Source organism: Rudanella paleaurantiibacter (assembly GCF_009184635.1).
Lineage (GTDB): Bacteria > Bacteroidota > Bacteroidia > Cytophagales > Spirosomataceae > Rudanella > Rudanella paleaurantiibacter.
Window position 1 is genome coordinate 751795 of record NZ_WELI01000001.1, and the last position, 24260, is coordinate 776054.

The following is a 24260-nucleotide window of genomic DNA, read 5'->3' on the forward strand; positions in this document are numbered from 1 at the left end:
TTGGCAGTAAACAGTAAGCAGTAGTCACTCCCACTGCCTACTGCCACTGCCCACCGCCTACTGCCACCGCCTACTGCCACTGCTTACTGTAATGAAACTTCTAATTCTAAACGCCAACCTCGTCAACGAGGGACAGATTACCCAAACCGATCTCCTGGTTGAGGATGGTTTTATTGCCCAGATTGGCCCCAACCTTTCGGGGCGTCCGGCCGACCGGGTCATTGATGCTAATGGGCAGTACCTGCTGCCGGGAGTGATCGACGATCAGGTGCATTTTCGGGAGCCGGGCCTGACACACAAAGCCAACATCCACACGGAGTCGATGGCGGGTGTGGCCGGGGGGACTACCACCTTTATGGAAATGCCCAATACGGTGCCGAATGCACTCACGCAGGAGCTATTGCAGGATAAATACGACATTGCCGCCCGGACGGCCATGGCCAACTACTCCTTTTTCATGGGGGCATCGAACGATAACCTCGACGAGGTGCTGCGTACCGACCCCCGTACTGTGTGTGGTATTAAGGCGTTCATGGGTTCATCGACGGGCAATATGCTGGTTGACAACGAGCAGGTGCTCGACAATCTGTTTCGGCACAGTCCCATGCTGATTGCCACTCACTGCGAAGATGAAGCCACCGTACGTGCCAACAATGAACGGTTCAAGGCGGAGTACGGCGACCACGGCACGGCGGCATTGCACCCCCTGATTCGCGACGAGGTGGCCTGCCTTAAGTCATCATCGCTGGCGGTGGAGCTGGCCAAACGGCATAACACCCGGCTTCATATTCTGCACATTTCGACGGCCGAAGAACTGGCCCTGTTCCGTAACGATATTCCGCTGACTGAAAAGCGCATTACGGCTGAAGTGTGTGTGCATCACCTCTGGTTCGATGCCGACGATTACGAGCAGCTGGGCAATCAGATCAAATGCAACCCCGCCATTAAAGCTCCGCATCACCGGGCTGAATTGCTCAAAGGCTTACTGGACGACCGGCTCGACATTATTGCCACCGATCACGCCCCCCACACCCGGGCCGAAAAAGCGCAGTCGTACTGGCAGGCCCCGTCGGGCTTACCGCTGATTCAGCACTCGCTCCTGCTGATGCTCGATTTCGTGCGGCAGGGCAAACTGGACATACAAACGGTGGTCAGGAAGATGTGCCACGCGCCCGCCCAGTGTTTTCAGATCGACCGGCGTGGGTATGTGCGGGAGGGCTATTGGGCCGACCTGGTTCTGGTTGACCCGAATCAGACGACGTCCGTTACCGACGAGAGCGTGTACTACCATTGCGGCTGGACTCCGTTGGCTGGGCAGACCTTCACCAATGCCGTAACACACACGATTGTATCGGGTGAGTTAGTGTATGAGCGGGGGCAGTTTCTGGTAGAGCGGGCCGGGCAGCGTGTACTGTTTGCCCGGTAATATAAAAAGCCCTCGAAAGGAGGGCTTAGTTTATTAGTTGAGTCAGTAAGTTGAGCGCGTCAGGAAAATCGGACGCGATAGAAACAGCGATTTAAGACGGAGCGGTACATCTTTCCAAACTGTTCGTAGCACCACGACTTCAGATGTTTCACTTCGTCGGGCAACAGGGATTCAATGGCTTTACGGAGTTCTTTCTCAAAGAGGGATTTGTCAAAACTAACCTTTTGCAGGATGGTCTTAATATACTCCAGCATTGGGGCCATGGGTGTACTCATTTTAAGGTTAAAAAAAGACTATGAGTTTATGCGTATGGATTAAAACTCGTTAAAAAAACAACGCAGAAATCCCTGAATTGTTGCAACAAAGTAACAATGAAAATTAGAATATTCGCCAAATTTCTTGTATTATTTTTTTGTGCGGTCGCGGGGCTAAAAGCACAACAAATTGATAATGTACCTGTTATAGAACTTGGAACGCCTACTTTTTCTATAGACCGGCCTTACACAATTTCTGTACTCGTTCGGAACAGCGATTCGCGCCCGGTCATTGCCTTTCCAGACATCCCCGGTCTGGCCAAACGGGGCACGGCCACCAGTATCTCAACAAGCGAATTGGAGGGGCAAACGGTGGTAAGTCAGGTGATTACCCAGACCTACATGGCGTTGCAGTCGGGTACAATTCGGGTGCCTCCATTTAGCATCACAGTTAACGGGGTAACGGTTCGGTCGGAGGGGACCGTGTTACAGGTACGGCCCGCCAACACGCTTCCGGGTAGTAGCAGTGGCCTGTCGGCCCCGCTCAAAATACCCACCGAAAGTGGGGCGGCCTTTCTATCGCTCCGGTCTACTAAAAATGGGGTATTTGTGGGTGAGGGGTTTGGCGTACAATTATCCTTGTTTGTATCGGATAGCTACCCGTTTGAGTTACGGTTCGATGGCGTTGATGCCCAGCTCCAAACCGTGCTGAAACAGCTGCGGCCCACCAATGCCTGGGAGGAGGATGCCGGTATTCGGGAGCTGACGGGGCAACCCGTAGTTATCAATGGGCGCAAGTTTACCGAGTATATCATTTTTCAGGGTACCTTCTTTCCGTTGTCGGCCGAGCCAATCCAGTTGCCCTCGGTAAGCCTGAATCTCTTACGGGTACGGCAGAGTGATCGCCTGCCTGACCCAACGCCGTCGACTTCGGCAACCGCTACCAGTAGTGAGTCGGGAACACCGGGTGCTCGTCGGCCTCAACCGGCCCCAAAGTCGGCCGAAATGGTTGAGCGTGTGCCGTTTATCACCTTGCCACTCTCCATTGCCGTGAAGCCTCTGCCTGCTCATCCCTTGCGGGGACAGGTGCCGGTGGGCTCGTACCGGTTGGTGGAGAGTATTGACCGGACCAAGGTGGCGAGTGGGCAAAGTACCCGCTACACCATTCGGGTGGAGGGAACGGGGAATATTGCCGCCTTACAACCGCCCTTGCTGAGTAATCAGCGCGCCTTAACGGCCGTAGAGCCCATGTCGCCGGCGACTGATGCGGGGCTGGAAGCGCTGCCGGCCGGTTCCAATCAACAAATCAACCGGCTGAACGGTCAGGTGACGGGGAGTAAAACATTTAGTTATTTTCTGGTGCCGCGTCGGGGCGGGAAGCTCCCCTTGTCGAGCCTGTTTGGTCTGGTTTACTTTGACCCGCAAACAGCCCGCTACGATACCCTGATGCCTGTAACGGTGCTGACAGTGGGAGAGGGCGCTTCGGTCGGAGCGCCTGCTCTGGCCACCGAAAATGGGGCACAGGCCAATTCAATTGATGCGCTATATGCGGGTCTTAACCAAATGGATAGCACGCGGCAACCCCTCAATTGGGTGGTGCTGGCGCGGGCGATTGCCAATGTTCTTTTGGTGTTGATGATTCTCGGAATGATCTTTGTGTTTTTAAGAAAATAACTTTTACAGCAACTCCCGAAAGGCGAATAGTCACCTAATTTCTGTTCTCTACCGGTTGTTCGTTGTTCACTGTCATGAGTAGTACCTACGGAACCCTTTTCAAAATAACCACCTTCGGCGAATCGCATGGCCCGGCTCTGGGCGTCACTATCGACGGTTGCCCGGCTGGTCTTCGTTTCGACACCGACTTTATCCAGCAGGAACTGGATCGGCGGAAACCGGGACAGTCGCGCATCACAACCCAACGGCGCGAGGCCGACGAGTTCGAGGTGCTGTCGGGGGTTTTTGAGGGTGTTACGCAGGGAACCCCCATTGCACTCGTGATTCGGAACACCGACCAGCGCAGTAAAGATTACGGGCATATTGCCGGGCAGTTTCGGCCCTCGCACGCTGACTACACATACATGGCTAAGTATGGCACCCGCGACTACCGGGGTGGTGGGCGCTCATCGGCCCGCGAAACGGCAGCCCGCGTGGCCGCCGGAGCCGTGGCCAAAATGCTGCTTGAGTCGCTCGGGGTAACGGTGCAGGCGTATGTCTCGGCCGTGGGGACCATGAAACTCGAAACACCGTACCAGGCGCTCAATCTGGCAACGGCTGAGGAAAACGCGGTACGCTGCCCCGACCCTGTGGTGGCCGAGCAGATGTTTACGTACATCGACGAGATCCGTAAAAAAGGGGATTCCATTGGGGGTGTGGTGAGCTGCGTGGTTACGGGGGTGCCCGCCGGTTGGGGCGAGCCTGTTTTCGACAAATTGCACGCCGAGCTTGGCAAAGCCATGCTGAGTATCAATGCGGTAAAAGGCTTTGAATACGGGAGCGGCTTTGCGGGTGCGGAGCTGACGGGCTCAGCGCACAACGACGCTATGTACACGGATACGGACGGCCGCGTGCGTACCCGAACCAACTTTTCGGGCGGAATTCAGGGTGGCATTAGCAACGGAGAGGATATTTATTTCCGCGTTGCATTCAAGCCCGTTGCCACGATCATGCAGGATCAGGAAAGTGTGGATGTAAACGGCGAGCCCGTTACGGTGTCAGGAAAAGGGCGGCATGACCCCTGCGTAGTGCCCCGCGCGGTGCCTATTGTTGAAGCCATGACCGCCCTGGTACTGGCCGATATGTGGCTACGAAGCCGTAATTCACACCTTTAAGTAGGTGCGTGTAGAATTACCTGAACAATTAAGCTTATTTCGGGTTAGCTGTGCTGATGTTGAGCCGAGGGAATTCCCTATATTTGAGGCAGTACTGGTGATAATGTGCAGTTTCTGTCTATTATGGTTATGCGTTGGGCTCTTGGGTTACTTATTACTATGCTCGTTGCAACCAGCAGCGGGTGGGCCCAATCACAGCTATTCCCCGAATTTAATTACGACCGCCGGGGCGATAAAGCCTATGTAGACAGCCTGTTGAAAGTTGGTCACCAACGGCTTCGGCAGGCGAAACAAGCGCCCCGTTCTCCCCAAAATGATACCCTCCATCTGGAGTCTATCCGGTTTATAACCCGGGTGTTCAAACAATTGCGTACGGCCGAGCGCGACAGCAGCTACGTGTACGCCCTGCGGCTCTCGGCGCAGGCTCGCCAATACGGCAACAATCTGTATCAGGTGTACGGGCTTATTCAGGAGGAGTACTACCTCCGCATGGTTCGTAACGACTTTCTGACAGCCCTCTCACTTGACCAGAAAGCGTCGGCACTGTGTGAGAAGCAACGGCCCGACGTGTACCCTATCTGGCACATCCACATGAACATGGGCGATATTTATCTGCTCATGAAAGAGTACGATAACGCACTGTACAACTATCAGCAGGCGTTTCGGCTGATGCCCAAATACCGGCTGCTCTCAAAGCGCAATCAGCGTCTTATTTATTCACAGTTAACCACGCAGATTGGCGAAGTGTACGAAGCGCTGGGGCGGTACTATCAGGCTCGGAAACAGTACGAAACCTCCCGTCAGATTGCGTTTGAGACCAATAGCCAAACCAATATTGCCTATGCCGATGAGCGCCTGGGTGATTTTCTGATTAGCCGCAAGCAGTATCCGGCAGCGGTAAAGGTGTATCAGGAAGCCCTGAACATCTGGAATCAGCTGAACGACGAGGGGGGCAAAGCGTCGGTCTGGGCGCGGCTCGCCGAAGGCTATTTCTATACCAATCGGTTGCCCGAGGCCATTCAACTGGGCGAGCAGGCATTGGTACTGGCGCGCAAACGTGGCAACGCCCGAATCCAGCAAATTGCCTCGTCGGCGCTGTATCAGGCTTACCGGGCAAGTGGGCAGTACGAGCGTGCACTGGCTATGAACGAGATCAATGTGGCTCTCCGTGACTCGCTGGCCAACCAGAAGCAGGTCGAAGAGATGATGGTGTTGCAGCGGCAGTTTGAAACCAAAACCCTCCGGGCCGAAGCCGCCCGGAGCCGGTTTGAGCAACAGGCTCGTATTGCTACGCTTAACCGCAACATTGAACGGCAAAATCTGCTGCGGGCTGTGTTGCTGGGGGGGCTGGTGATGCTGCTGGCGTTTGTGGGGGTGCTTTACCGACGCAACCGCCTGATTCGGCAGCAACGGCAGCAGATCGAACAGCTCAATGTGGGCTTGGAGGACAAAGTTCGCCGACGGACGGCCGAGCTCGAACGGGCCAACGAGCAGCTCCGGGCCAAAAACCGCGAAATTGAGGAGGCTTTGCTGCGTGGGCAAACGCTCGAACGCAAGCGCGTGGCCGCCGATCTGCACGATAACCTCGGAGGGCTGATTTCGGCCATTCGGTTGAGCTTGTCGGCCCTGAATCCGGGGCACCTTTCGGAGCGGGAGCAGCAGGTCTACAAAAACCTGCAACACATGACCAAGGAGGCCTATGCCGAGGTACGGCACCTGTCGCACAATTTGCAACCCGAAGAGCTGGAAAAGCAAGGTCTGGGCCATGCCCTTAGTCGTCTGGGCGATAAGCTCAACCAGAACCAACTGATTCGGTTTTCGATTGATACTGGGCAATTGCCCCGGCTAACCAAGGCCACTGAGTTTCACCTGTACTCAATTTGTCTGGAACTGTGCAACAACATTCTGAAGCATTCGGGGGCTACTGAGGCTTGTATTCAGTTCCGAAAGTACGGGGAGCAGCTCAACATGATTGTGAAAGACAATGGCCGGGGTATGGAAACGGTATTGCCTGTTGCCCAGCAGCACAGTCAGGCGCAGATGAATGGCATGGGCTTACCCAACATACAGGCCCGTACCGACGCCATGAAGGGGCGTCTGGAGATTTACTCGGAAGTAGGAGAAGGCACCACGTTCTTCTTTATCTTGCCGCTGTCCGCTACCTTCGCGGAAGCATCGCAAGAAACAACTTCATGAAGTTCAAGAAACACGTTTTCATCTGCACAAATCAGAAAGACGCCCCCAAGAAAAGCTGCGGCACCGAACATGGTCTCGCACTGGTCGAAGCCTTTAAACAGGAGCTGACGGCCCGGGGTCTGCAAAAAGAAATCCGGGCACAACGCGCCGGTTGCCTCGACGCCTGTGCCTTTGGCCCCGCGCTGGTCGTTTACCCTGAAGGAACCTACTACGGTAATGTTCAGATCGCCGACGTACCTGAGCTGGTAGAAAAACACCTGGTCGGTAACGAGGTTGTGGAACGGCTGGAATTGAAATTTTAATGTAGAGACGCAACATCTTGTATCTCAGTGTTGTCTGGCTGAGAAACAAGATGTTGTGTCTCTACTTTCGTTATGTACAAACATCTCTTTTTTGATCTCGACCACACCTTGTGGGACTTTGATCGCAACTCGGCGGAGTCGATTGCGGAGTTGTACGAGCGGCATCGCCTGCACGAACTGGGGATCGAATCTGTCGATCAGTTCAGTGATGCCTTTATCCGGATTAACCGGCAACTCTGGCGGTCGTTCGATCTGAACGAACTGACGCACTCCTACATTCGCGAACACCGGTTCCCGCTTGTTTTTCAGGAGCTTGGCGTTTCTGATACATCGTGCTGTGCCGAACTAAACATGGGCTACCTGAGCCTGTTGCCCCGCAAGGCGCACCTGACCGAGGCCGCCCGTGACCTGCTCGATTACCTGCACGACCGGTACGAAATGCACATTATCACCAATGGGTTCGACGAGATTCAGGCCGTGAAGCTGGCCAGCTCCGAAATTGCCCATTATTTCACGCATGTTGTCACAAATGAGAAGGCGGGTGGGTATAAAAAGCCTGACTCGCGCATATTTGAGTATGCCCTGCGTGTGGCCCGTGCCGATGTGGCCGAAAGTCTCATGATTGGCGATAATTACGAAGCCGATATTCGCGGTGCCCAAACGGTTGGTTTAGATACAGTTTTCTACAACCCCAAAGGCGAAGTGGTCGATGTGGTACCTACGCACGACATCCGGCACTGGCGCGAGTTGATGGAGATTTTGTAAGTCGCTGTTGGGCCATCACCCAACTTTCTTATCCGAATGAAACGCATCCTGCCCGTTCTCCTCTTTGTTCTTTTTTCCATTCCCGGCCTTGCCCAAACTTACGATATCTGCGTGTATGGCGGCAACTCAGCAGGGGTAATGGCGGCCGTTGCGGCCAAACGTGCCGGTAAATCGGTTATTCTGATTGAGCCGGGTAAGCACCTCGGCGGGCTTACGGCCGGGGGGCTCGGAGCTACCGATATTGGCAATAAATTCGCTATTACGGGGCTCTCGCGTGATTTTTACCGACGCATTGGACAGCACTACGGTAAGTTTGAGCAATGGACGTTTGAGCCGCACGTTGCCGAAAATCTGTTTAAACAGTACCTGCGTGAGGCCCGGATAGAGCCGCTGATGGCGTACCGCATCATAAACGCTCAGAAGCAGGGTAACCGCTTAGTCTCGATCACCGTCGAGCCTGCGTCGGGGGCCAAGGGGCAGAACCGAACCATTGCGGCCCGGCAGTTTCTGGATTGCACCTACGAGGGCGATCTGATGGCACAGGCTGGAGTCTCGTTTACGGTTGGCCGCGAACCGAACCGCCAATACGGCGAAACCTGGAACGGGGTGCAGTATCTCGACAAGCATCAGTTTCCTGATGGCGTAGACCCCTACGTAATTCCGGGTAAGCCCGAAAGTGGCCTGATTTATGGCGTGAGCGCTACCAAACTGGCTCCCGACGGTACGGGCGATGCGGCCGTACAGGCCTACAACTACCGTATGTGCCTCACCGACGACCCGGCCAACCGCGTACCCATCACCCGCCCTGAAGGCTACGACTCGACTCGCTACGAACTGCTACTCCGCCAAATAAAGGCCAGCCCAAAGGTACCCGACGTACTCACTTGGAACCTGATGCATTTTGTGCCGATGCCCAACCGCAAGACGGACATAAACAATTGCGGAGGCATGTCGACGGATATGATCGGGGCTAATTTTGAATACCCAACCGCCAGTTACGCGCGCCGGGAGGCCATCATCCGCGAACACGAACAATACACCAAGGGGTTCTTTTACTTTATCGGGCACGACCCCCGTATGCCCAAACACCTGCGCGACGAAATGCTGCAATGGGGCTACCCTAAAGACGAATACACCGACAACGGGCATTTTTCGCATCAGCTCTACGTGCGGGAGGCTCGCCGAATGGTGGGTGAGTATGTAATGACTCAGGCCAACTGCGAGGGCAAAACGGCCGTGACCGATGGTGTCGGAATGGCTGCGTACACCATGGATTCGCACAATTGCCAGCGTGTTGTGGTGGAAAAAGACGGCCGGATGATGGTTAAAAATGAAGGTGACGTACAGGTAGGGGGCTTTCCTCCGTATCCGGTCAGCTATCGGTCGCTGGTGCCTAAACGGGCGGAGGTGCAGAATCTGCTGGTACCGGTATGCCTGTCGGCCAGCCATATTGCTTACGGCTCCATCCGAATGGAACCCGTGTTTATGGTATTGGCTCAGTCGGCGGCTGTGGCAGCCTGCCAGGCTATTGATGAGCAACGCCCCGTACAGGACATCGACATCAAGAAACTACAGGCCCGACTCGCCACCGACCCTCTGCTCAGCGGACAGGCAGCCGAAGTATTAATCGACAACGACGATGCCAACCGCGTGACCCGCTCGGGCGCCTGGGAGCGAACGACCAAAGGTGGCAAATACGGGACATCGATGCTGGTGAGTCAGAGTGACGCATCGGCGCGGGTCACGTTTCAGGCAGCGAACGCCCGGCCCGGCCGTTACAAAGTGTATCTCTACAATCCGTTGTTGCAGGGTGGGGGTGGCAACCCCGATCAGGTAGGGCGGCAGTCGGACAAGGCCAACCGCGTGACAGTGTTACTCTCCGACGGTAAAACGGAGAAGAAACTCACGGTGGATCAGCAGGTGCAAAATAACGACTGGATTAGCCTGGGCGAGCACGCACTCAGTGGCCCGCCCGCGCTCACGATCACAACGGCGGGCAATACGGCCCCGGTGGTGGCCGATGCGGTACTGTTTGTGCCGATTAACTAAGCAATTACTTTCACTTCTTCTATGAACTTCATTGACAAAACGGCCCTCGTTACGGGGGGCGCTTCAGGCCTTGGCGAGGCCACTGTTCGTCTGTTTCACCAACAGGGCGCCAATGTCCTTATTCTGGATTTGAACACCGAACGGGGCGAAGCCCTGGCAACCGAACTCGGCGAGCGGGCTCGTTTTATCCGTACCAACGTTGCCGACGAAGCCGATGTGCAGGCCGCCGTTGAGCTGGCTCTGAGCACCTTTGGGGCGCTTCATATAGCGGTTAACTGCGCGGGTATTGCCGAGGCCCGTAAAACCCTCGGAAAGGTCGATGGTGTATACGCACCGCACTCGCTCGATGTATTTCGGCAGGTAATTAATGTGAATTTGGTCGGTACGTTCAACGTGATCCGGCTGGCGGCTTTTGCCATGGAGCGCAACGAGCCGAACACTGAAGGTGAACGGGGCGTAATTATCAATACGGCCTCGGTAGCGGCCTATGATGGTCAAATGGGGCAGGCGGCTTACTCGGCCTCGAAAGGAGGTATTGTGGGGATGACCTTGCCCATTGCCCGCGATTTGTCGCGGTCGGGTATTCGGGTGATGACCATTGCGCCCGGTCTGTTCGAGACGCCTTTGCTGATGGGACTGCCCGAGGAGGCCCGGATTTCGCTGGGTCAGCAAGTCCCCTTTCCGTCGCGGTTGGGTCGGCCGGCTGAGTACGCCTTGCTGGCAAAAAGCATCGTGGAAAACCCCATGCTCAACGGCGAAGTAATCCGACTCGACGGAGCCATCCGAATGGGACCGAAATAGCGTAACTCTGGATGTTGAAGAGACTTTTGGTAGCTGAATGCTTGACTATTAACTAATTGTTTCTAAAAACTGACGAATGCCTTCAGTACTGGTCATTCGGACTTCAGACATTAGACGTTAGACTTACTACCGTTATGGAGGAGATCTAACGACTAATGTCCAACATCTAATGTCCAGTACTGAGACGGATACCACTCTCAAAATCAACTGTGGGTTCGTAGCCGAGTAGCAGCCGGGCTTTGGTGATATCGGCCAAACTGTGCCGAATATCGCCGGGCCGGGCGGCTGCGTACGTCGGGAAGAGGGAATAACCGACCTGCTTTCGGATAACTGCCCAGGCATCGTTGAGCGAAATTTGCCTGCCCGTAGCTACGTTGAACACCTGCCCAAGAGCATCGGGATTGGTGGTAGTCAAAGCCAGCAGATTGGCCCGGACCACATTATCGATGTGGGTAAAATCGCGGCTTTGGTGCCCGTCGCCGAAGAAAACGGGTGCTTCGGTTTGCCGGGCTGCCTGTAGCAAACGCGGAATCAGGGAGGCATAGGGGCCATCGGGGCGTTGGCGGTGCCCAAACACATTGAAATACCGCAACCCAACGGTTTCCAGACCGTACAAACGGCCCCAAAGGTCGGCTTGTTGCTCGTTGATCTGTTTGGTGAGCGCATACGGCGACAGCGCCCGGCCCGTGCGGGTTTCCTGCTTGGGCAGCGTTTCGTTATCGCCATACACTGAACTCGACGAGGCATACACCACCCGGCGCACCCCTGCTTGCCGGGCTGCTTCGAGCAGGTTGCTGAATCCCACCACATTGACCATCATAAACCGTTCGGGCTCCCTCAGCGATCGGGGTACCGACCCCAGCGCGGCCTGATGCGTTACGTGGGTCATCTGGGCACAAGCCCGCTCGCACGCGGTCGGGTCGGTAATGCTGCCCCCAATCAGTTCAAAACGGGGATTATTCAGGTGCTCGCTCAGATTGGCCCGGCTGCCGTTGCTCAAATCGTCGAGCACCCGCACCAATTCGGCCCCTTGAGCCAGTAAGGCATCTACCAGGTGCGAGCCGATGAACCCTGCCCCGCCAGTAACCAGAATACGAAAGGCTGATAGCATAAATGGTCAGACAGAATTAAATGTTCAGTACTGGACATTTGGACTTCAGACATTAGACCTCCCTCTAAAGGTAATAAGTCTAACGTGAGTTAAGGGTAAAATGCGTATCAATCAGCTGTTAGACAGATAGTTGCTGACGCATAGGCCTTCGACAGGCTCAGGCTGACGGGCAGCTCGCAAATGTGTGGTCAGCCCGGACCGCGTGCGGTTGAGCCTGTCGAAGGCCTACGCGTCAGCCATTATCCATAATTCACGTTAAGTCTAACGTCCAGTGTTTGAAGTCCGAATGTCCAGTACTGAATATGAATTATACATTGTTCATTCACTTGCCAGTTTATGGTTTTGGGCTGCCGATGCTTCGGTTTTTGTTGGAGATCTCTACTTGTGTGGTAAGTTTCCCCCTCCTGAAAACAGGAGGGGGTTAGGGGGGGATAAAACCTAAATCAAAGCCGCCCATCGGCCAGACCGTCGCGCAGACAGCCCTTTACATCGTACACAATTTTGCCTAAAGCCCGTACCTGATCCTGAAAGACGGACTCCGTGAAAACATCGTGTGCAACGGTGAGCACAACCGCATCGTAATCCCCCAGTCCATCAAGCGAGGGTAGTAACGACAGACCGTACATAGCCTGCACGGCATCGGGGTCGGCGAGGGGGTCGTAGATATGGGTCGAAACGCCGAACTCGTTCAACTCCTGAATCACATCGAGTACCCGTGAGTTACGAATATCGGCGCAGTTTTCCTTAAACGTAATGCCCAGAATCAGGGCTTTGGCTCCGTTGATGGCGTAGCCGTTGCGGGTGAGCAGCTTGACCACTTTGCCCGCCACAAACGCACCCATATTGTCGTTGATGCGTCGGCCGGCCAGAATTACCTGCGGGTGGTAACCCAGCGATTCGGCTTTGTACGTGAGGTAGTACGGGTCTACACCGATACAGTGCCCGCCCACCAGCCCCGGCCTGAACGGCAGGAAATTCCACTTGGTGCGGGCGGCTTCGAGCACAGCCTGGGTGTCGAGGCCCATTCGGTCGAAGATGAGCGCCAGCTCGTTGATAAACGCAATGTTGATGTCGCGCTGACAATTTTCAATCACTTTGGCGGCCTCGGCCACCCGAATAGACGGGGCCAGGTAGGTGCCCGCCGGAATAATCGATGCATAGAGCCGATCGACAAATTGGGCGGTAGCGGGTGTTGATCCTGACGTAATCTTGCGGATACTCTGGAGTGTGTGCTGTTGGTCGCCGGGGTTGATGCGTTCGGGGGAGTAGCCGCAGAAAAAGTCGACGTTAAAGCGCAAACCTGAAAGCTGTTCCAGTATCGGAACGCACTCCTCCTCGGTACATCCCGGAAAAACCGTTGACTCATACACCACCACATCGCCCGTTTTGAGTACTTGTCCTACGGTTCGGGTCGCCGTCAGAATCGGCGTCAGGTCGGGTTGGCGGTGGGCGTCGATAGGCGAGGGGACCGTCACGATGTACACCGAACAAGGCTGCAAGAGGGCCGGGTCGGCCGTAAGGGTCAGGTGCGTAGCCTCGGCCAACTGCGTGGGGGTGAGGCTGTGCGTTCGGTCGTGTCCCGAATAAAGCTCGGCAATGCGGGTCGGGTTGCTATCGAAACCCACAACCGGGTACTGCCTGCCAAACGCGGCCGCCAGGGGCAGACCCACGTATCCTAAGCCAATAATACCAATATGGGGTGGAGGAGAAAGCTGCATAATCAGATCCGAAACGCGTGCCGGGCCAGCAAAACTACGATAGCCAGCACCAAACCCGACATAATGCCGGCCAATACAATCCATTTTCGGGCGGGCCAGCTACGGCGGTCGGGCACCTGCGCCGGTTCGAGGATTTTGAATACGGGGGTCACGGTCTGCACCCGGATTTGCGCTTTGGCGTGTTCGCGGGCCAGGTCGTGGTAAAGCGATTCGGCCAGGCGGTATTGCTCATCGAGCCGCCGGTTGGGTAACGCGGCCGAAGGCAATGAAAAAAAGCGGGTCTGATCTTGCTGGTTCAGCCGCTGTTTATCAAGCTGAACCATCTGTTGATGAGCCTTGGTCAGCTGTTTTCCGAGAAACGCTTCGTCGTCACGGGCTTTCTGGCTTCGGTACTGCCGCACGTAGGTTTGCAGGTAATGAGCCGCAAATTGCACTACCTGAGCCGCTACCTCGGGGTCGGGCATGTGCGCTGAGATGGTCATAATGCCCGATTTTACGTCTAACTCGGCCGTAATGGCTTTTTGGGTGTCCTGCACCAGCTCCCGTTGGTCGGTCGAGAGCCGAAACGGTGTTTGGGTGGGTAGTGGGAGTTCGACCATGCCTGTCCCGGACCCGCCTACTCCGATTGACAGCCAATCAGGTTTGTTCAGCAGCTGGTATAGTGTGATGGAATCGCCTGAGCGCGTGCGGACGCGCTGATGAAGAGCCGACAACGCAAACGGAACCGACTCCAGAATGTCGGGGTAGAGGTCGGGCCGAATGGCCTCAACGGGCGTTTGGGCGTCCAGATCAATATTGAACGACTCGGCCAACTCCCGAAATGGTTGCCAGTTTATCGCTTCGGCGGCCTGTAGTTCGGGTAGCAACCGCACCGTGGCTGTGTATCGTTCCGGCAGAACAAAGGCCAGAATCAGACTCAGCAACAAGCCTGCGAGGCCCGCGCCCAGGAGCCAACGGCGCTCCTGCCGGAGCGTTGTCCAAACAGGCCGCAAGGTCGGGGAGTTAGTAGCAAGTTCAAAATCAGGGGTTTCCAACATGTGTGCGGGACAAGTCGGACCAATAATAACAATTTGTGGCCACTCATGGCAGGGCTAACGCGCCTGATGAGTGGCCACCAGTGACAATTAATAGCTATTTAATTCGCTACGGTATCAGTTTCAGTTCAACCCGCCGATTGCGGGCCTGCCCAACCCTGGAGTCGTCGCCGATGGGTTTGAAGGCCCCGAAGTAGTCGATCAGAATCCGGCTTGGGTCGTCGAGGCCCGCCCGAACAAGGTACTGACGAACGGCATCGACCCGCCGACGCGAAAGGGCCATGTTGTACCGATCAGAAGCCCGACGGTCGGCATGACCCGACAGTTGCAACCGGCATTGGGTGCGGTTCATCAGCTCTACTACCCGGTTCAGAATGGTCCGGTACTGCGGCTTGATAGTTGCCTGATCGGTATCGAACTGAATATTGGCGAAAATTTCGGCACAGGCCATTTCGGGCAGGGCCGCCGTAATGTACTTCTCAAAATCAATGGATTCGCCGGAGCCCGACACCACACTGCCCGCCGGGGTATTGGGTTGCTTATCGAAGAAGTCCGATACCCCGTCGTTGTCGGTATCCATCATCAACCGCGGGTCAATTTCCTTGGGTCGGTTGGCCTTGGCTACCGAGTCAATCTGCGCCAGTGATAGCACTGTGGGTGGTTTTACGAGCAAAGCCGGATCAGTCCAGCGGAGGTGGTAGGTACCCGCCTTGGTATCGTAGTTGTATTTGCCGTTATTCTTTCGAACGCGGGCGGCCCCTGTTCCCAGTTTGTAGGTGAGCATGAGCGCGCCGTATCCGTACTTGTCCTGGGCCGACTCGCCCCGTTTCACACTCGTGCCATCGAAACTGCCCCGGCTGCCGGTTGGGTCGAACACGCTCGAATTGTCTCCGCCAATGGTGGCATCGAGCCGCTCGGTATTGACATGGTTGATACGAAAATCGAGACCAATATCAAACCGGGGCGATAACTCGTAGTGAAAGGCCACCCCCATCGGTACCGACCAGTCGCGCTCAAACCGGGCCGGGCGCACCGTGCCGTCGCCGGTGTTGACCTTGGTGAACCGTTGAACCCGGTTGGTGCCCAGTTCGTAGGCCGTTGACCGAAAAAACGTAACGCCAATACCCGTGTACGCATCAATTTTCCACCGCTTCATTTTGTTGGGGCCCATCAGCAGACTTTTTACGTTGACGGTTCCGGTCAGTTCGGTATTGGCATACTCGGCCTGGAAGTACGAAAAGTAAATGCGCCGTTTCATGCCGCGTAGGGTACCGTAGCTACCTCCCAGTTGCAACCCAAATAGGTGCGACAACTGCTTGTTGACCGTCAGACCACCAAAAAACGACTCGCGTTCGTTGAAGCTGTCGCGGTTGGTAACGCCCACCGGGTAAAAGTCGTACTCGCGCAGGTCGCCAAAAAATTGGGTGGGGCCACCGTGCACCGAAATCGACCAGGTGTTGAGCCGGGGTGGTGCATCCGTGGGGGTACCCTGACCGAGTAAGCTGCCCGAAAGGAGGGCTAGCGAAGCTGTGAGGGAAAGAGAGGAAAATCGCATAGTTCTGAGGCTTCGTCGTCGGATTTACGCGAGCAGGTGCGCCGGAGGCAGGTTGCAACAACCCATCTGGCGCGTGCCTACAATCGCTGCATAAGCCGGACTACCATTTCGTTTTTCCAGGAAACATAGTCTCCCGCCCGAATATGGAGTCTGGCTTGCCGGACTAACCACAAATAGAAGGCCAAATTATGCAAACTGGCGATTTGGGCACCTAAAATTTCCTCCGAACGTATTAAATGGCGCAAATACGCCTTCGAGTAAAAGTTGCTGGCGTAGTGATCGAGGCCCGAATCGATGGAGCTGAAATCGCGGCTCCACTTCTCATTTTTGATGTTGATGACCCCTTCGGTTGTGAACAGAATCCCGTGCCGGGCGTTGCGGGTGGGCATTACGCAGTCGAACATGTCGACCCCGAGGGCAATGCTTTCCAGAATATTGGCGGGTGTGCCAACACCCATCAGGTAGCGAGGTTTGTGCCGGGGCAAAATCTCGTTTACAATCGCAATGGTCTCGTACATTTCCTCGGCGGGCTCACCCACAGCAAGGCCGCCAATAGCGTTGCCAGTACGTTCTTTGCTCGCAATCACCTCGGCCGACTCCCGGCGCAGGTCTTTGTACGTGCTACCCTGCACAATCGGGAAGAGGTACTGCCGGTAGCCGTATTTATCGGGTGTGGCATCGAAACGGGCAATGCACCGGTCGAGCCAGCGGTGGGTCATGTGCATCGACCGGCGGGCGTAGTCGTAGTCGCAAGGGTAGGGCGTACACTCGTCGAACGCCATGATAATGTCGGCCCCGATGGTCCGCTGAATATCCATCACAACCTCGGGTGTAAACTGATGCTTGGAGCCGTCGATATGCGACCTGAACGTAACGCCTTCTTCCTTGATTTTGCGGGTATTGGAGAGCGAATACACCTGATAGCCACCTGAATCAGTCAGAATGGGTCGTTTCCAGCCGTTGAAGCCGTGGAGTCCTCCGGCGCCTTCGAGTACGTCGAGGCCGGGCCGCAAATAAAGATGGTACGTGTTGCCTAAAATGATCTCGGCGTTAATGTCCGTTTCGAGTTCGCGCTGATGAACGGCCTTTACGGTGCCTGCCGTACCGACAGGCATAAAAATGGGCGTTTCGATAGGCCCATGATCCGTGGTCAGCGTACCCGTGCGGGCAGCCGATGCCGGATCGGTACTGGTAATATCAAAGGTCATAACCCGCCTAACGTAGCTAAATGGTTTAGGGTTTCATCTATCTTTGCGCGTTCATCGTACTCATTTCTGGTATTCATCACGTTATACGCTGTTTGTGGTTTCTTTAGTGCTGATCGGCTGGCTGCTCGTTGTAGGGGTTCAGCTCGTGTTTATTTTGTTTGTTTTCGGACGATTAGCTTTCGCCCGACATACCCCACCCGGCGTTTCCGACGCGCAACTCCCACCCGTAACGCTGGTTGTGTGTGCCCGCAACGAACTCGAAAACCTGCGTGTACTCCTGCCATTACTGCTCCAACAAGCCTACCCCCAGTTTGAAATTCTGGTCATGGACGACCGCTCGACCGACGGCTCCGACGCGTTTCTGGAGGAAGTGGCGGCCGAGTACCCGCAAGTACGTACCATTCGGGTTACGCAGGAATACGACCATGTGACGCCCAAAAAATACGCGCTGACCATTGCGCTCAAAAAGGCCCTGCACCCGATTGTGCTGCTCACTGATGCCGACTGCCGACCGGCTTCGGACTACTGGTTGCGGCAGATGGTAGCCGAAGCCGAAGGAGACCGCCGGGATCTGGTGCTGGGTTTTTCGCCCTATATCCGGTATCCGGGTTTGCTCAATTTTCTGATCCGGTCCGAAACCCTGTCGACGGCCGTACAGTACCTGTCCCTGGCGCTCTGGGGGCGCCCGTACATGGGTGTTGGCCGAAATTTGCTGTACCGACGGAATCTGTTTTTCGCGAATCGGGGTTTTTACTCGCACATGAACGTACTCGGGGGCGACGACGACCTGTTTGTCAACGAAGTGGCTACCGGCCATAATACGGCGGTTTCGCTCGATCCCGATACCTTTGTGTGGTCGGAGCCAAAGCAGACCTGGGCCGAATGGCGTCGGCAGAAACGGCGGCACCTCAACGTGGGGCGTTATTACAAAACGGGCGACAAAATCCGGTTGGGACTTATTTCGAGTAGCCATATTTTGTCATGGTTGCTGGGTCTGGGAGCCGGTTTGTTTGCGCTTTGGCTGGTGGTGAGTGAGCAACAGGGCCGACTACTGGATGCATTGTTGCTGGCAGCTACGGGTTTGTTTGCCCTCCGTTTGCTGGCGTACTGGGTGGTGGTGGGCCGGTCGAGCTACCGGTTGGGGCATACCGTGCACTGGTTGCTCATTCCGATCATGGATCTGTTGCTGGCCATTTACTACGCCCTGATGGGCCTGCGCGTGGTGTTCACAAAGAAGAAAAAGCAAGTGTGGTAGGTAGTTAATGTATAGTGTGTAATTCATAATGGGCTGACGCTGTCAAAAGGTCTGGTAAGCCATTATTCATTTTACATTACTCATTATACATTATCACTCATTCAAACTAAGATGTCTGTAGACCTGATTTATAAACATTTTCCGAAGCTTACCGAGAAGCAGCGCGAGCAGTTTGCGGCTCTGGATGGGCTGTATACCCATTGGAATGCGCAGATCAACGTGGTATCGCGGCAGGACATTGAGGCCCTGTACGAAAGACACGTGTTGCATTCGCTGGGTATTGCCAAGGTGATTCAGTTCAAGCCCGGCTCCGAGATTCTGGATGTTGGTACGGGGGGCGGTTTTCCGGGTATTCCGTTGGCTATTCTGTTTCCGCTGGTCGATTTTCACCTGGTTGATAGTATCGGCAAGAAAATCAAAGTGGTGCAGGAGGTAGCCTCGGCCCTGGGCCTTCAGAACGTGAAGGCCGAACAGGCTCGGGTTGAGCACCTGAGCACGACCTACGATTTTGTGGTGAGCCGGGCCGTAACGCGCCTGAAACCGTTTATGGGCTGGGTCCGCTATAAAATTCGGAAGGTGGGTAACAACGACCTGCCCAATGGCGTTCTTTACCTCAAAGGGGGCGATTTGGCCGAGGAATTGGCCGAAATCCCTGATAAGTACCGCATGTTCAACCTCTCTGACTATTTTGAGGGCGAATTCTTCGAGACCAAAAAAGTAATTTACGTACCTAAAAAATGAGTTTACAGTTTAGGGTTTACAGTTTTCAGTGCGCTAACCGGTTTGAATGCGTAAGCCAACTGAAAACTGTAAACCTCAAACTGTAAACCGAAAAAAAATGAGCGAACGTTTCTATTCCAGCAGTTTCAAAGATCCGATCAACCGCGATGTGGTTGAGTTTTCCGACAAGGGTGTCACCTTCCGGGTGAAACGACTCATCGGCGGAACGGACAACTTTGTGTTCTACTCCGATATTTCGGGCGTTGAGATCGACAATGGCCTGTTCTTTTCGACGATCCGGGTTATTCCACGGGCGCGGCCCGAAATCGTCATTCGGAACTTCTCGAAAGGTGACGCCCGGCGGGTGAAGGAGCTTATTTTGGCTAATGTACCCAGCCACCGTCCCGATCCGTACGGAAATCGATAATTTTTTTGCCCGCACCGGTCTGCCAATACTCGTTGATTGTCATTTAGTTGTTGTCGACAGAAACCGGGTAAAAGCAGAAATTAGGCTGTTGCGGGCAATTTTTTTCGGTCAGGCTCTTGCGCGACGTCAATTTTCGCTCTACTTTTGCACCACAATACGACGGAGACGCACCGGTTGTGACAGTCCCGAATAGCTCAGTCGGTTAGAGCATCTGACTGTTAATCAGAGGGTCGCTGGTTCGAGCCCAGCTTCGGGAGCCCAAAACAGAAAAGCCGCTTGCAAGTAATTGCAAGCGGCTTTTTCATTCGCACAATCTGAGCTATACCTAGCGTGCAACTACAGCTTAACCTCACGAAAGTATCCCTTTCTCAACTTGAACAATACCTCGCTAAAGCCGCCTGGATTCTGAAAGGGCCTGTCGGGGCGTCCGACTTCAAGGCGTATATCTTCCCGATGCTGTTCTTCAAGCGCATATCCGACGTATACGACGAAGAGTATCAGTTGGCGCTCGACGAATCGGGCGGGGATGAAGAGTATGCCTCGCTGCCCGAGTTTCACCGGTTCACTATACCGGAAGGGTGCCACTGGAAAGACGTCCGTGAAACGACCGTCAACGTCGGGCTGGCGCTCGAACGGGCGTTTCGGGGGATTGAGCAGGCCAATCAGGAGTACCTGTACGGTATCTTCGGCGATGCGCAGTGGAGCAACAAAAACATGCTCTCCGACCACCTGCTCATCAACCTGGTCGAACACTTTTCGCAATACAACCTTGCCAACTCCAACGTCGACCCCGACATACTCGGGCAGGCGTATGAATACCTCATCAAGCACTTTGCCGACCTGACCAACAAGAAGGCCGGTGAATTCTACACGCCCCGCTCGGTGGTGCATTTGATGGGCCTCATTATCGACGCCCACGAAGGCGAAAGCATTTATGACCCCGCCTGCGGTACGGGTGGGATGCTGCTCGAATCCATCAACCACCTGAAGGAAAACGGCGAAGACTACCGGACGCTGAAGCTCTACGGACAGGAGAAAAACCTGACCTCCTCGTCCATTGCCCGCATGAACATGTTCCTGCACGGCATCGAGGATTTCCAGATTGCGCGGGGCGATACGCTCCGCACCCCGGCTTTCTTTGCGGGCGATGCGCTGAAAACCTTCGACTGCGTGATTGCCAATCCGCCATTCTCGCTCAAAGAATGGGGTTCCGACAACTGGGTGAATGACCCCTACGGCCGCAACATCGCCGGTACGCCCCCCGACAGCAACGGCGATATGGCCTGGGTGCAGCACATGGTAAAGTCCATGAACGACCATACCGGGCGTATGGCGGTGGTGCTGCCGCACGGGGCCCTGTTCCGCAAGGGGGCCGAAGGCAGCATCCGCGAAGCGCTTATCCGCATGGATCTGCTCGAAGCGGTCATTGGCCTGGCCCCGAACATCTTCTACGGCACCCAATTGGCCGCCTGCATCATGGTGTTCCGCCGACGCAAAGCCACCGACCGCCAGCAAAAGGTGCTGTTTATCGACGGGTCGGCGCAGATGCGCGTGGGCCGGGCGCAAAACTTTCTGGAAAAAGAACACGTCGATCAGCTCTTTGGCTGGTATGCCGCCTTCGAGGATGTAACAGACTACGTGAAGGTGGTCGGGCTGAACGACATTGCCGCCAACGACTTTAACCTGAACATTCCGCTGTATATCGAGAAGTCGGTGGAGGACAACCTGCCGAGCGTCGACGAAGCCCTCGCCGACCTGAAAACCGCCTGGGCCGAGTGCCAGCAAGCCGAAGCGATGTTTCTGGAGAAGCTATCAAAATTTATTGAGTGAATGAGTGATTGAGCGATTGAGTGGGTCACCTTCAGCCTATGCATTGGTGTATTAACCCGCTCAATCACTCATTCACTCAATCACTCATTCACCCATCCCCCCCATGACCCAACAACAACTCGAAAAATACCTCTGGGGCGCGGCTACGTACCTGCGGGGACATATCGACGCCGGCGACTATAAACAATACATCTTCCCGCTGCTGTTCTTCAAACGCGTATCCGACGTGTACGACGAAGAATTTGAACAGGCCATGCAGGAAAGCGACGGCGACCTCGAATACGCGGCTTTTGAAGAAAACCACCGCTTCCAGATTCCGAAAGGGGCGCACTGGAACGACGTGCGCGAGGTGACCACCAACGTGGGCGTGGCCCTACAGGACGCCATGCGGGCCATCGAAAAAGCTAACCCCGAAACGCTGTTCGGGATTTTTGGCGATGCCAACTGGACCAACAAGGACCGCCTGAGCGACGAAACGCTCATTAACCTCATTGAGCACTATTCGCAGCACAAACTGAACCTGCACAGCGTACCCGACGACCAACTGGGCAACGGCTACGAATACCTCATCAAGCAGTTTGCCGACGATAGCGGGCACACGGCCGCCGAGTTTTACACCAACCGGACCGTGGTGCGCCTGATGACGCTCATGATGGACCCGCAGCCGGGCGAGAGCGTCTACGACCCCACCTGCGGCTCGGGTGGGCTGCTGCTCAACTGCGCCCTGCAACTCAAACACGCGGGCAAGGAATACCGCTCGCTGAAGCTCTACGGGCAGGAAATCAACCTGATTACCTCGGCCATTGCCCGCATGAATATGTTTATGCACGGCATTGAGGAGTTTCAGATTATCCGGGGCGACACCCTCGCCGAACCGGGCCTGCTCGAAAACGACGCCCTCAAAACGTTCAACGTCATTCTGGCCAACCCGCCTTACTCCATTAAGGCCTGGAACCGCAACGCCTTTGCTGCCGACCCCTACGGCCGCAACCTCTGGGGTACACCCCCGCAGGGCTGCGCCGATTATGCGTTTCAGCAGCATATCCAGAAAAGCCTCGACCCGCGCAACGGGCGGTCGATCTCGCTGTGGCCGCACGGCATTCTGTTCCGCGACTCGGAAGCCGACATGCGCCGGAAGATGATTGAAAGCGACATTGTGGAGTGCGTGATTGGGCTGGGGCCGAACCTGTTCTATAACTCGCCAATGGAGGCCTGTTTGCTGGTGACCAATAACCACAAAACCCCGCAGCAGCAAGGCAAAATCCTGTTTATCAACGCCGTGAAGGAAGTGCGGCAGGACAAAACGCTGGCTCTGCTCGAAGAACACCACATCCAGAAAATCCTGACGGCTTACCGGAGCTTTACCGATAGCGATGGATTCTGTAAAGTCGTAGACATTGACGATATTTTGCAGAATGGCGGCAAACTGGCCATTAACCTGTACGTACAGCCGGGGCAGGAAACAACCGCTTCGGAACGCACGTTTGAACAGGCATTTAGCGACTGGCAACAAAGCAGCAACGCCCTGAAAACATCCATGAACGAATTATTTGACTTGCTGGCATAATGGTAGCGGAACCGATACAGACGACACTTTCAATTGATAAATCAGGCTGGAAAAAAATAAAGTTGGGCGACGTGGTGCGCGAAGTGCGCGAAACGGCCAAAGACCCCGTAGCCGAAGGGCTGGAACGGGTTATTGGCCTGGAACATCTGGAACCCGAAAGCCTGCACATAAAAGCGTGGGGGTCTATTGCGAATGCAACCACGTTTACCAAAAAATTCCGTAAAGGGCAGATGCTTTTTGGCCGACGCCGGGCGTACCTAAAAAAGGCAGCCTTGGCCACCTTCGACGGCATTTGTTCGGGGGATATTACTGTACTGGAAGCCAAAAGCGGCTTATTGCCGGAGCTATTACCGTTCCTAATTCAGAATGATAAATTCTTTGAATTGGCCATTAAAAACTCCGCTGGTTCGCTGTCGCCCCGTGCCAAATTCAACGACTTTGCCGATTACGAATTCCTCCTCCCGCCCAAAGACCAACAAGAACAAATCGCTGAACTGCTTTGGGCTGGGGATGAGGCTTTACAAAGTTCTAACACAGCCCTATGTAGTTTGAATGAAGTTCGCTTAGCAGTAAGACGGAATGCAGTTTGTGACAAAGCTCATCAAAGAGTACCGCTTTCAGAAATTTTGCAAGGCATTACTGCTGGTAGGAGCTTAAATGGAGTAAACACACCCGCAGAAAATGGAAACAAAGGTGTACTGAAAGTCAGCGCAGTTGGGCCCAACGGTTTTGAACCTCTGGAAAACAAATTATTGGATAATGGAGAAGAGTTTTTACCAAGATTCAAAGTCAACAAAGATGATTTACTAATCACAAGAGCAAATACAACTGAACTTGTTGGTAGAGTTTGTCTTGTAGAAGATGATTATCCCAACTTAATGTTGTGCGATAAAACTTTAAGATTAGATATTAAGGTTCAAAAAGCATCAAAACTGTTCTTACTTGAAGCCCTTCTCAGTCTTGAGACAAGAGCACAAATTGAAGGCGTTGCAACAGGAACAGGAGGTGCAATGAAGAACATTTCGCAACCCGAAATAATGGCTTTGAAGATTCCACTACCAGATTACAATACTCAGCTTACGATAGCAGAAAAGATAGCAAGCGTAATTGAGAACCGAAAAGCTATTATTGAAAATATAACTCAGCTTTCAAGGCTCCAAAAATCCCTAATCAACCAGTTCTTTTAAGCACCAACGTACCTGAACCTATCCCAC

Annotated in this window: 20 protein-coding genes and 1 tRNA gene; 15 read left to right on the plus strand and 6 right to left on the minus strand. The window is 54.6% G+C overall.

Features of this window, described 5'->3' with window-relative positions; genetic code table 11:
* Positions 1–91 precede the first annotated feature (91 nt).
* Complete coding sequence (locus F5984_RS03020; RefSeq protein ID WP_152122654.1) at positions 92–1426, plus strand: dihydroorotase; 1335 nt, start codon at positions 92–94, stop codon at positions 1424–1426.
* A 59-nt stretch (positions 1427–1485) separates the two neighbouring features.
* Here the strand turns inward: F5984_RS03020 and F5984_RS26720 are convergent, their stop codons facing one another.
* The gene (locus tag F5984_RS26720) at positions 1486–1689 is read right to left on the minus strand and encodes a hypothetical protein (protein WP_019987562.1); all 204 of its coding nucleotides are present in this window, start codon (positions 1687–1689) and stop codon (positions 1486–1488) included.
* Positions 1690–1797: 108 nt separating this feature from the next.
* Between F5984_RS26720 and F5984_RS03030 the strand changes: the two genes are divergently transcribed.
* From F5984_RS03030 to F5984_RS03060, 7 genes are all read left to right on the plus strand, one after another.
* A complete protein-coding gene (locus F5984_RS03030; protein ID WP_152122656.1) occupies positions 1798–3354 on the plus strand; it encodes a BatD family protein in 1557 nt (518 codons plus the stop codon).
* 74 nt (positions 3355–3428) lie between these two features.
* Complete coding sequence (gene aroC, locus F5984_RS03035; RefSeq protein ID WP_152122658.1) at positions 3429–4508, plus strand: chorismate synthase; 1080 nt, start codon at positions 3429–3431, stop codon at positions 4506–4508.
* 159 nt (positions 4509–4667) lie between these two features.
* Complete coding sequence (locus F5984_RS03040; RefSeq protein ID WP_246168789.1) at positions 4668–6704, plus strand: tetratricopeptide repeat protein; 2037 nt, start codon at positions 4668–4670, stop codon at positions 6702–6704.
* On the plus strand, positions 6701–7006 hold the full coding sequence (locus F5984_RS03045) for a (2Fe-2S) ferredoxin domain-containing protein (protein ID WP_019987558.1): 306 nt from the start codon (positions 6701–6703) through the stop codon (positions 7004–7006). The genes F5984_RS03040 and F5984_RS03045 overlap by 4 nt, the downstream gene beginning before the upstream one ends.
* A 72-nt stretch (positions 7007–7078) precedes the next feature.
* On the plus strand, positions 7079–7771 hold the full coding sequence (locus F5984_RS03050; protein ID WP_152122660.1) for a YjjG family noncanonical pyrimidine nucleotidase: 693 nt from the start codon (positions 7079–7081) through the stop codon (positions 7769–7771).
* A 36-nt stretch (positions 7772–7807) separates the two neighbouring features.
* Entirely contained in the window at positions 7808–9820 is a 2013-nt protein-coding gene (locus F5984_RS03055; RefSeq protein WP_152122662.1) for an FAD-dependent oxidoreductase, read from the plus strand.
* A 21-nt stretch (positions 9821–9841) separates the two neighbouring features.
* Positions 9842–10621, plus strand: a complete 780-nt coding sequence (locus F5984_RS03060) for a 3-hydroxyacyl-CoA dehydrogenase (RefSeq protein ID WP_152122664.1) — start codon at positions 9842–9844, stop codon at positions 10619–10621.
* A 166-nt stretch (positions 10622–10787) separates the two neighbouring features.
* Here the strand turns inward: F5984_RS03060 and F5984_RS03065 are convergent, their stop codons facing one another.
* The 5 genes from F5984_RS03065 to tgt all read right to left on the minus strand — a co-directional run bounded on the left by F5984_RS03065 (position 10788) and on the right by tgt (position 17247).
* Complete coding sequence (locus F5984_RS03065; protein WP_152122666.1) at positions 10788–11732, minus strand: SDR family oxidoreductase; 945 nt, start codon at positions 11730–11732, stop codon at positions 10788–10790.
* A 443-nt stretch (positions 11733–12175) separates the two neighbouring features.
* The gene (locus tag F5984_RS03070; protein ID WP_152122668.1) at positions 12176–13450 is read right to left on the minus strand and encodes a nucleotide sugar dehydrogenase; all 1275 of its coding nucleotides are present in this window, start codon (positions 13448–13450) and stop codon (positions 12176–12178) included.
* A gap of 2 nt (positions 13451–13452) precedes the next feature.
* Positions 13453–14487 carry a Wzz/FepE/Etk N-terminal domain-containing protein gene (locus F5984_RS03075; protein ID WP_152122670.1) on the minus strand — a complete coding sequence of 345 codons (1035 nt, stop codon included), beginning with the start codon at positions 14485–14487 and terminating at the stop codon, positions 13453–13455.
* A gap of 106 nt (positions 14488–14593) precedes the next feature.
* On the minus strand, positions 14594–16039 hold the full coding sequence (locus tag F5984_RS03080) for an OmpA family protein (protein ID WP_152122672.1): 1446 nt from the start codon (positions 16037–16039) through the stop codon (positions 14594–14596).
* Positions 16040–16116: 77 nt separating this feature from the next.
* Complete coding sequence (tgt, locus tag F5984_RS03085) at positions 16117–17247, minus strand: tRNA guanosine(34) transglycosylase Tgt (protein WP_152122674.1); 1131 nt, start codon at positions 17245–17247, stop codon at positions 16117–16119.
* A 94-nt stretch (positions 17248–17341) separates the two neighbouring features.
* Here tgt and F5984_RS03090 point away from each other — a divergent pair, with 94 nt between their 5' ends.
* From F5984_RS03090 to F5984_RS26500, 7 genes are all read left to right on the plus strand, one after another.
* Positions 17342–18502: a glycosyltransferase gene (locus F5984_RS03090; RefSeq protein ID WP_246168790.1), complete on the plus strand. Its 1161-nt coding sequence runs from the start codon at positions 17342–17344 to the stop codon at positions 18500–18502.
* A 111-nt stretch (positions 18503–18613) separates the two neighbouring features.
* The gene (gene rsmG, locus F5984_RS03095; RefSeq protein ID WP_152122676.1) at positions 18614–19243 is read left to right on the plus strand and encodes a 16S rRNA (guanine(527)-N(7))-methyltransferase RsmG; all 630 of its coding nucleotides are present in this window, start codon (positions 18614–18616) and stop codon (positions 19241–19243) included.
* Between the two features lie 97 nt (positions 19244–19340).
* Positions 19341–19649, plus strand: coding sequence for a hypothetical protein (locus F5984_RS03100; protein ID WP_019987546.1), 309 nt, complete (start codon positions 19341–19343; stop codon positions 19647–19649).
* Between the two features lie 183 nt (positions 19650–19832).
* Positions 19833–19906: transfer RNA gene (locus F5984_RS03105), tRNA-Asn, on the plus strand.
* Positions 19907–19979: 73 nt separating this feature from the next.
* Positions 19980–21479: a type I restriction-modification system subunit M gene (locus tag F5984_RS03110; RefSeq protein ID WP_152122678.1), complete on the plus strand. Its 1500-nt coding sequence runs from the start codon at positions 19980–19982 to the stop codon at positions 21477–21479.
* A 103-nt stretch (positions 21480–21582) separates the two neighbouring features.
* Positions 21583–23046 (plus strand): type I restriction-modification system subunit M, encoded by a 1464-nt coding sequence (locus F5984_RS03115; RefSeq protein WP_152122680.1) that lies wholly within the window; start codon positions 21583–21585, stop codon positions 23044–23046.
* Positions 23046–24233 carry a restriction endonuclease subunit S gene (locus tag F5984_RS26500; protein WP_185155401.1) on the plus strand — a complete coding sequence of 396 codons (1188 nt, stop codon included), beginning with the start codon at positions 23046–23048 and terminating at the stop codon, positions 24231–24233. Before F5984_RS03115 ends, F5984_RS26500 begins: the two co-directional genes overlap by 1 nt.
* Positions 24234–24260: the final 27 nt, after the last annotated feature.

Excerpts from the sequence above, each read along its gene's own strand:
- F5984_RS03020 (WP_152122654.1), top strand. The coding sequence starts at position 92 with ATGAAACTTCTAATTCTAAACGCCAACCTCGTCAACGAGGGACAGATT.
- F5984_RS26720 (WP_019987562.1), bottom strand. The coding sequence starts at position 1,689 with ATGGCCCCAATGCTGGAGTATATTAAGACCATCCTGCAAAAGGTTAGT.
- F5984_RS03030 (WP_152122656.1), top strand. The coding sequence starts at position 1,798 with ATGAAAATTAGAATATTCGCCAAATTTCTTGTATTATTTTTTTGTGCG.
- aroC (WP_152122658.1), top strand. The coding sequence starts at position 3,429 with ATGAGTAGTACCTACGGAACCCTTTTCAAAATAACCACCTTCGGCGAA.
- F5984_RS03040 (WP_246168789.1), top strand. The coding sequence starts at position 4,668 with ATGCTCGTTGCAACCAGCAGCGGGTGGGCCCAATCACAGCTATTCCCC.
- F5984_RS03045 (WP_019987558.1), top strand. The coding sequence starts at position 6,701 with ATGAAGTTCAAGAAACACGTTTTCATCTGCACAAATCAGAAAGACGCC.
- F5984_RS03050 (WP_152122660.1), top strand. The coding sequence starts at position 7,079 with ATGTACAAACATCTCTTTTTTGATCTCGACCACACCTTGTGGGACTTT.
- F5984_RS03055 (WP_152122662.1), top strand. The coding sequence starts at position 7,808 with ATGAAACGCATCCTGCCCGTTCTCCTCTTTGTTCTTTTTTCCATTCCC.
- F5984_RS03060 (WP_152122664.1), top strand. The coding sequence starts at position 9,842 with ATGAACTTCATTGACAAAACGGCCCTCGTTACGGGGGGCGCTTCAGGC.
- F5984_RS03065 (WP_152122666.1), bottom strand. The coding sequence starts at position 11,732 with ATGCTATCAGCCTTTCGTATTCTGGTTACTGGCGGGGCAGGGTTCATC.
- F5984_RS03070 (WP_152122668.1), bottom strand. The coding sequence starts at position 13,450 with ATGCAGCTTTCTCCTCCACCCCATATTGGTATTATTGGCTTAGGATAC.
- F5984_RS03075 (WP_152122670.1), bottom strand. The coding sequence starts at position 14,487 with ATGTTGGAAACCCCTGATTTTGAACTTGCTACTAACTCCCCGACCTTG.
- F5984_RS03080 (WP_152122672.1), bottom strand. The coding sequence starts at position 16,039 with ATGCGATTTTCCTCTCTTTCCCTCACAGCTTCGCTAGCCCTCCTTTCG.
- tgt (WP_152122674.1), bottom strand. The coding sequence starts at position 17,247 with ATGACCTTTGATATTACCAGTACCGATCCGGCATCGGCTGCCCGCACG.
- rsmG (WP_152122676.1), top strand. The coding sequence starts at position 18,614 with ATGTCTGTAGACCTGATTTATAAACATTTTCCGAAGCTTACCGAGAAG.
- F5984_RS03100 (WP_019987546.1), top strand. The coding sequence starts at position 19,341 with ATGAGCGAACGTTTCTATTCCAGCAGTTTCAAAGATCCGATCAACCGC.
- F5984_RS03115 (WP_152122680.1), top strand. The coding sequence starts at position 21,583 with ATGACCCAACAACAACTCGAAAAATACCTCTGGGGCGCGGCTACGTAC.
- F5984_RS26500 (WP_185155401.1), top strand. The coding sequence starts at position 23,046 with ATGGTAGCGGAACCGATACAGACGACACTTTCAATTGATAAATCAGGC.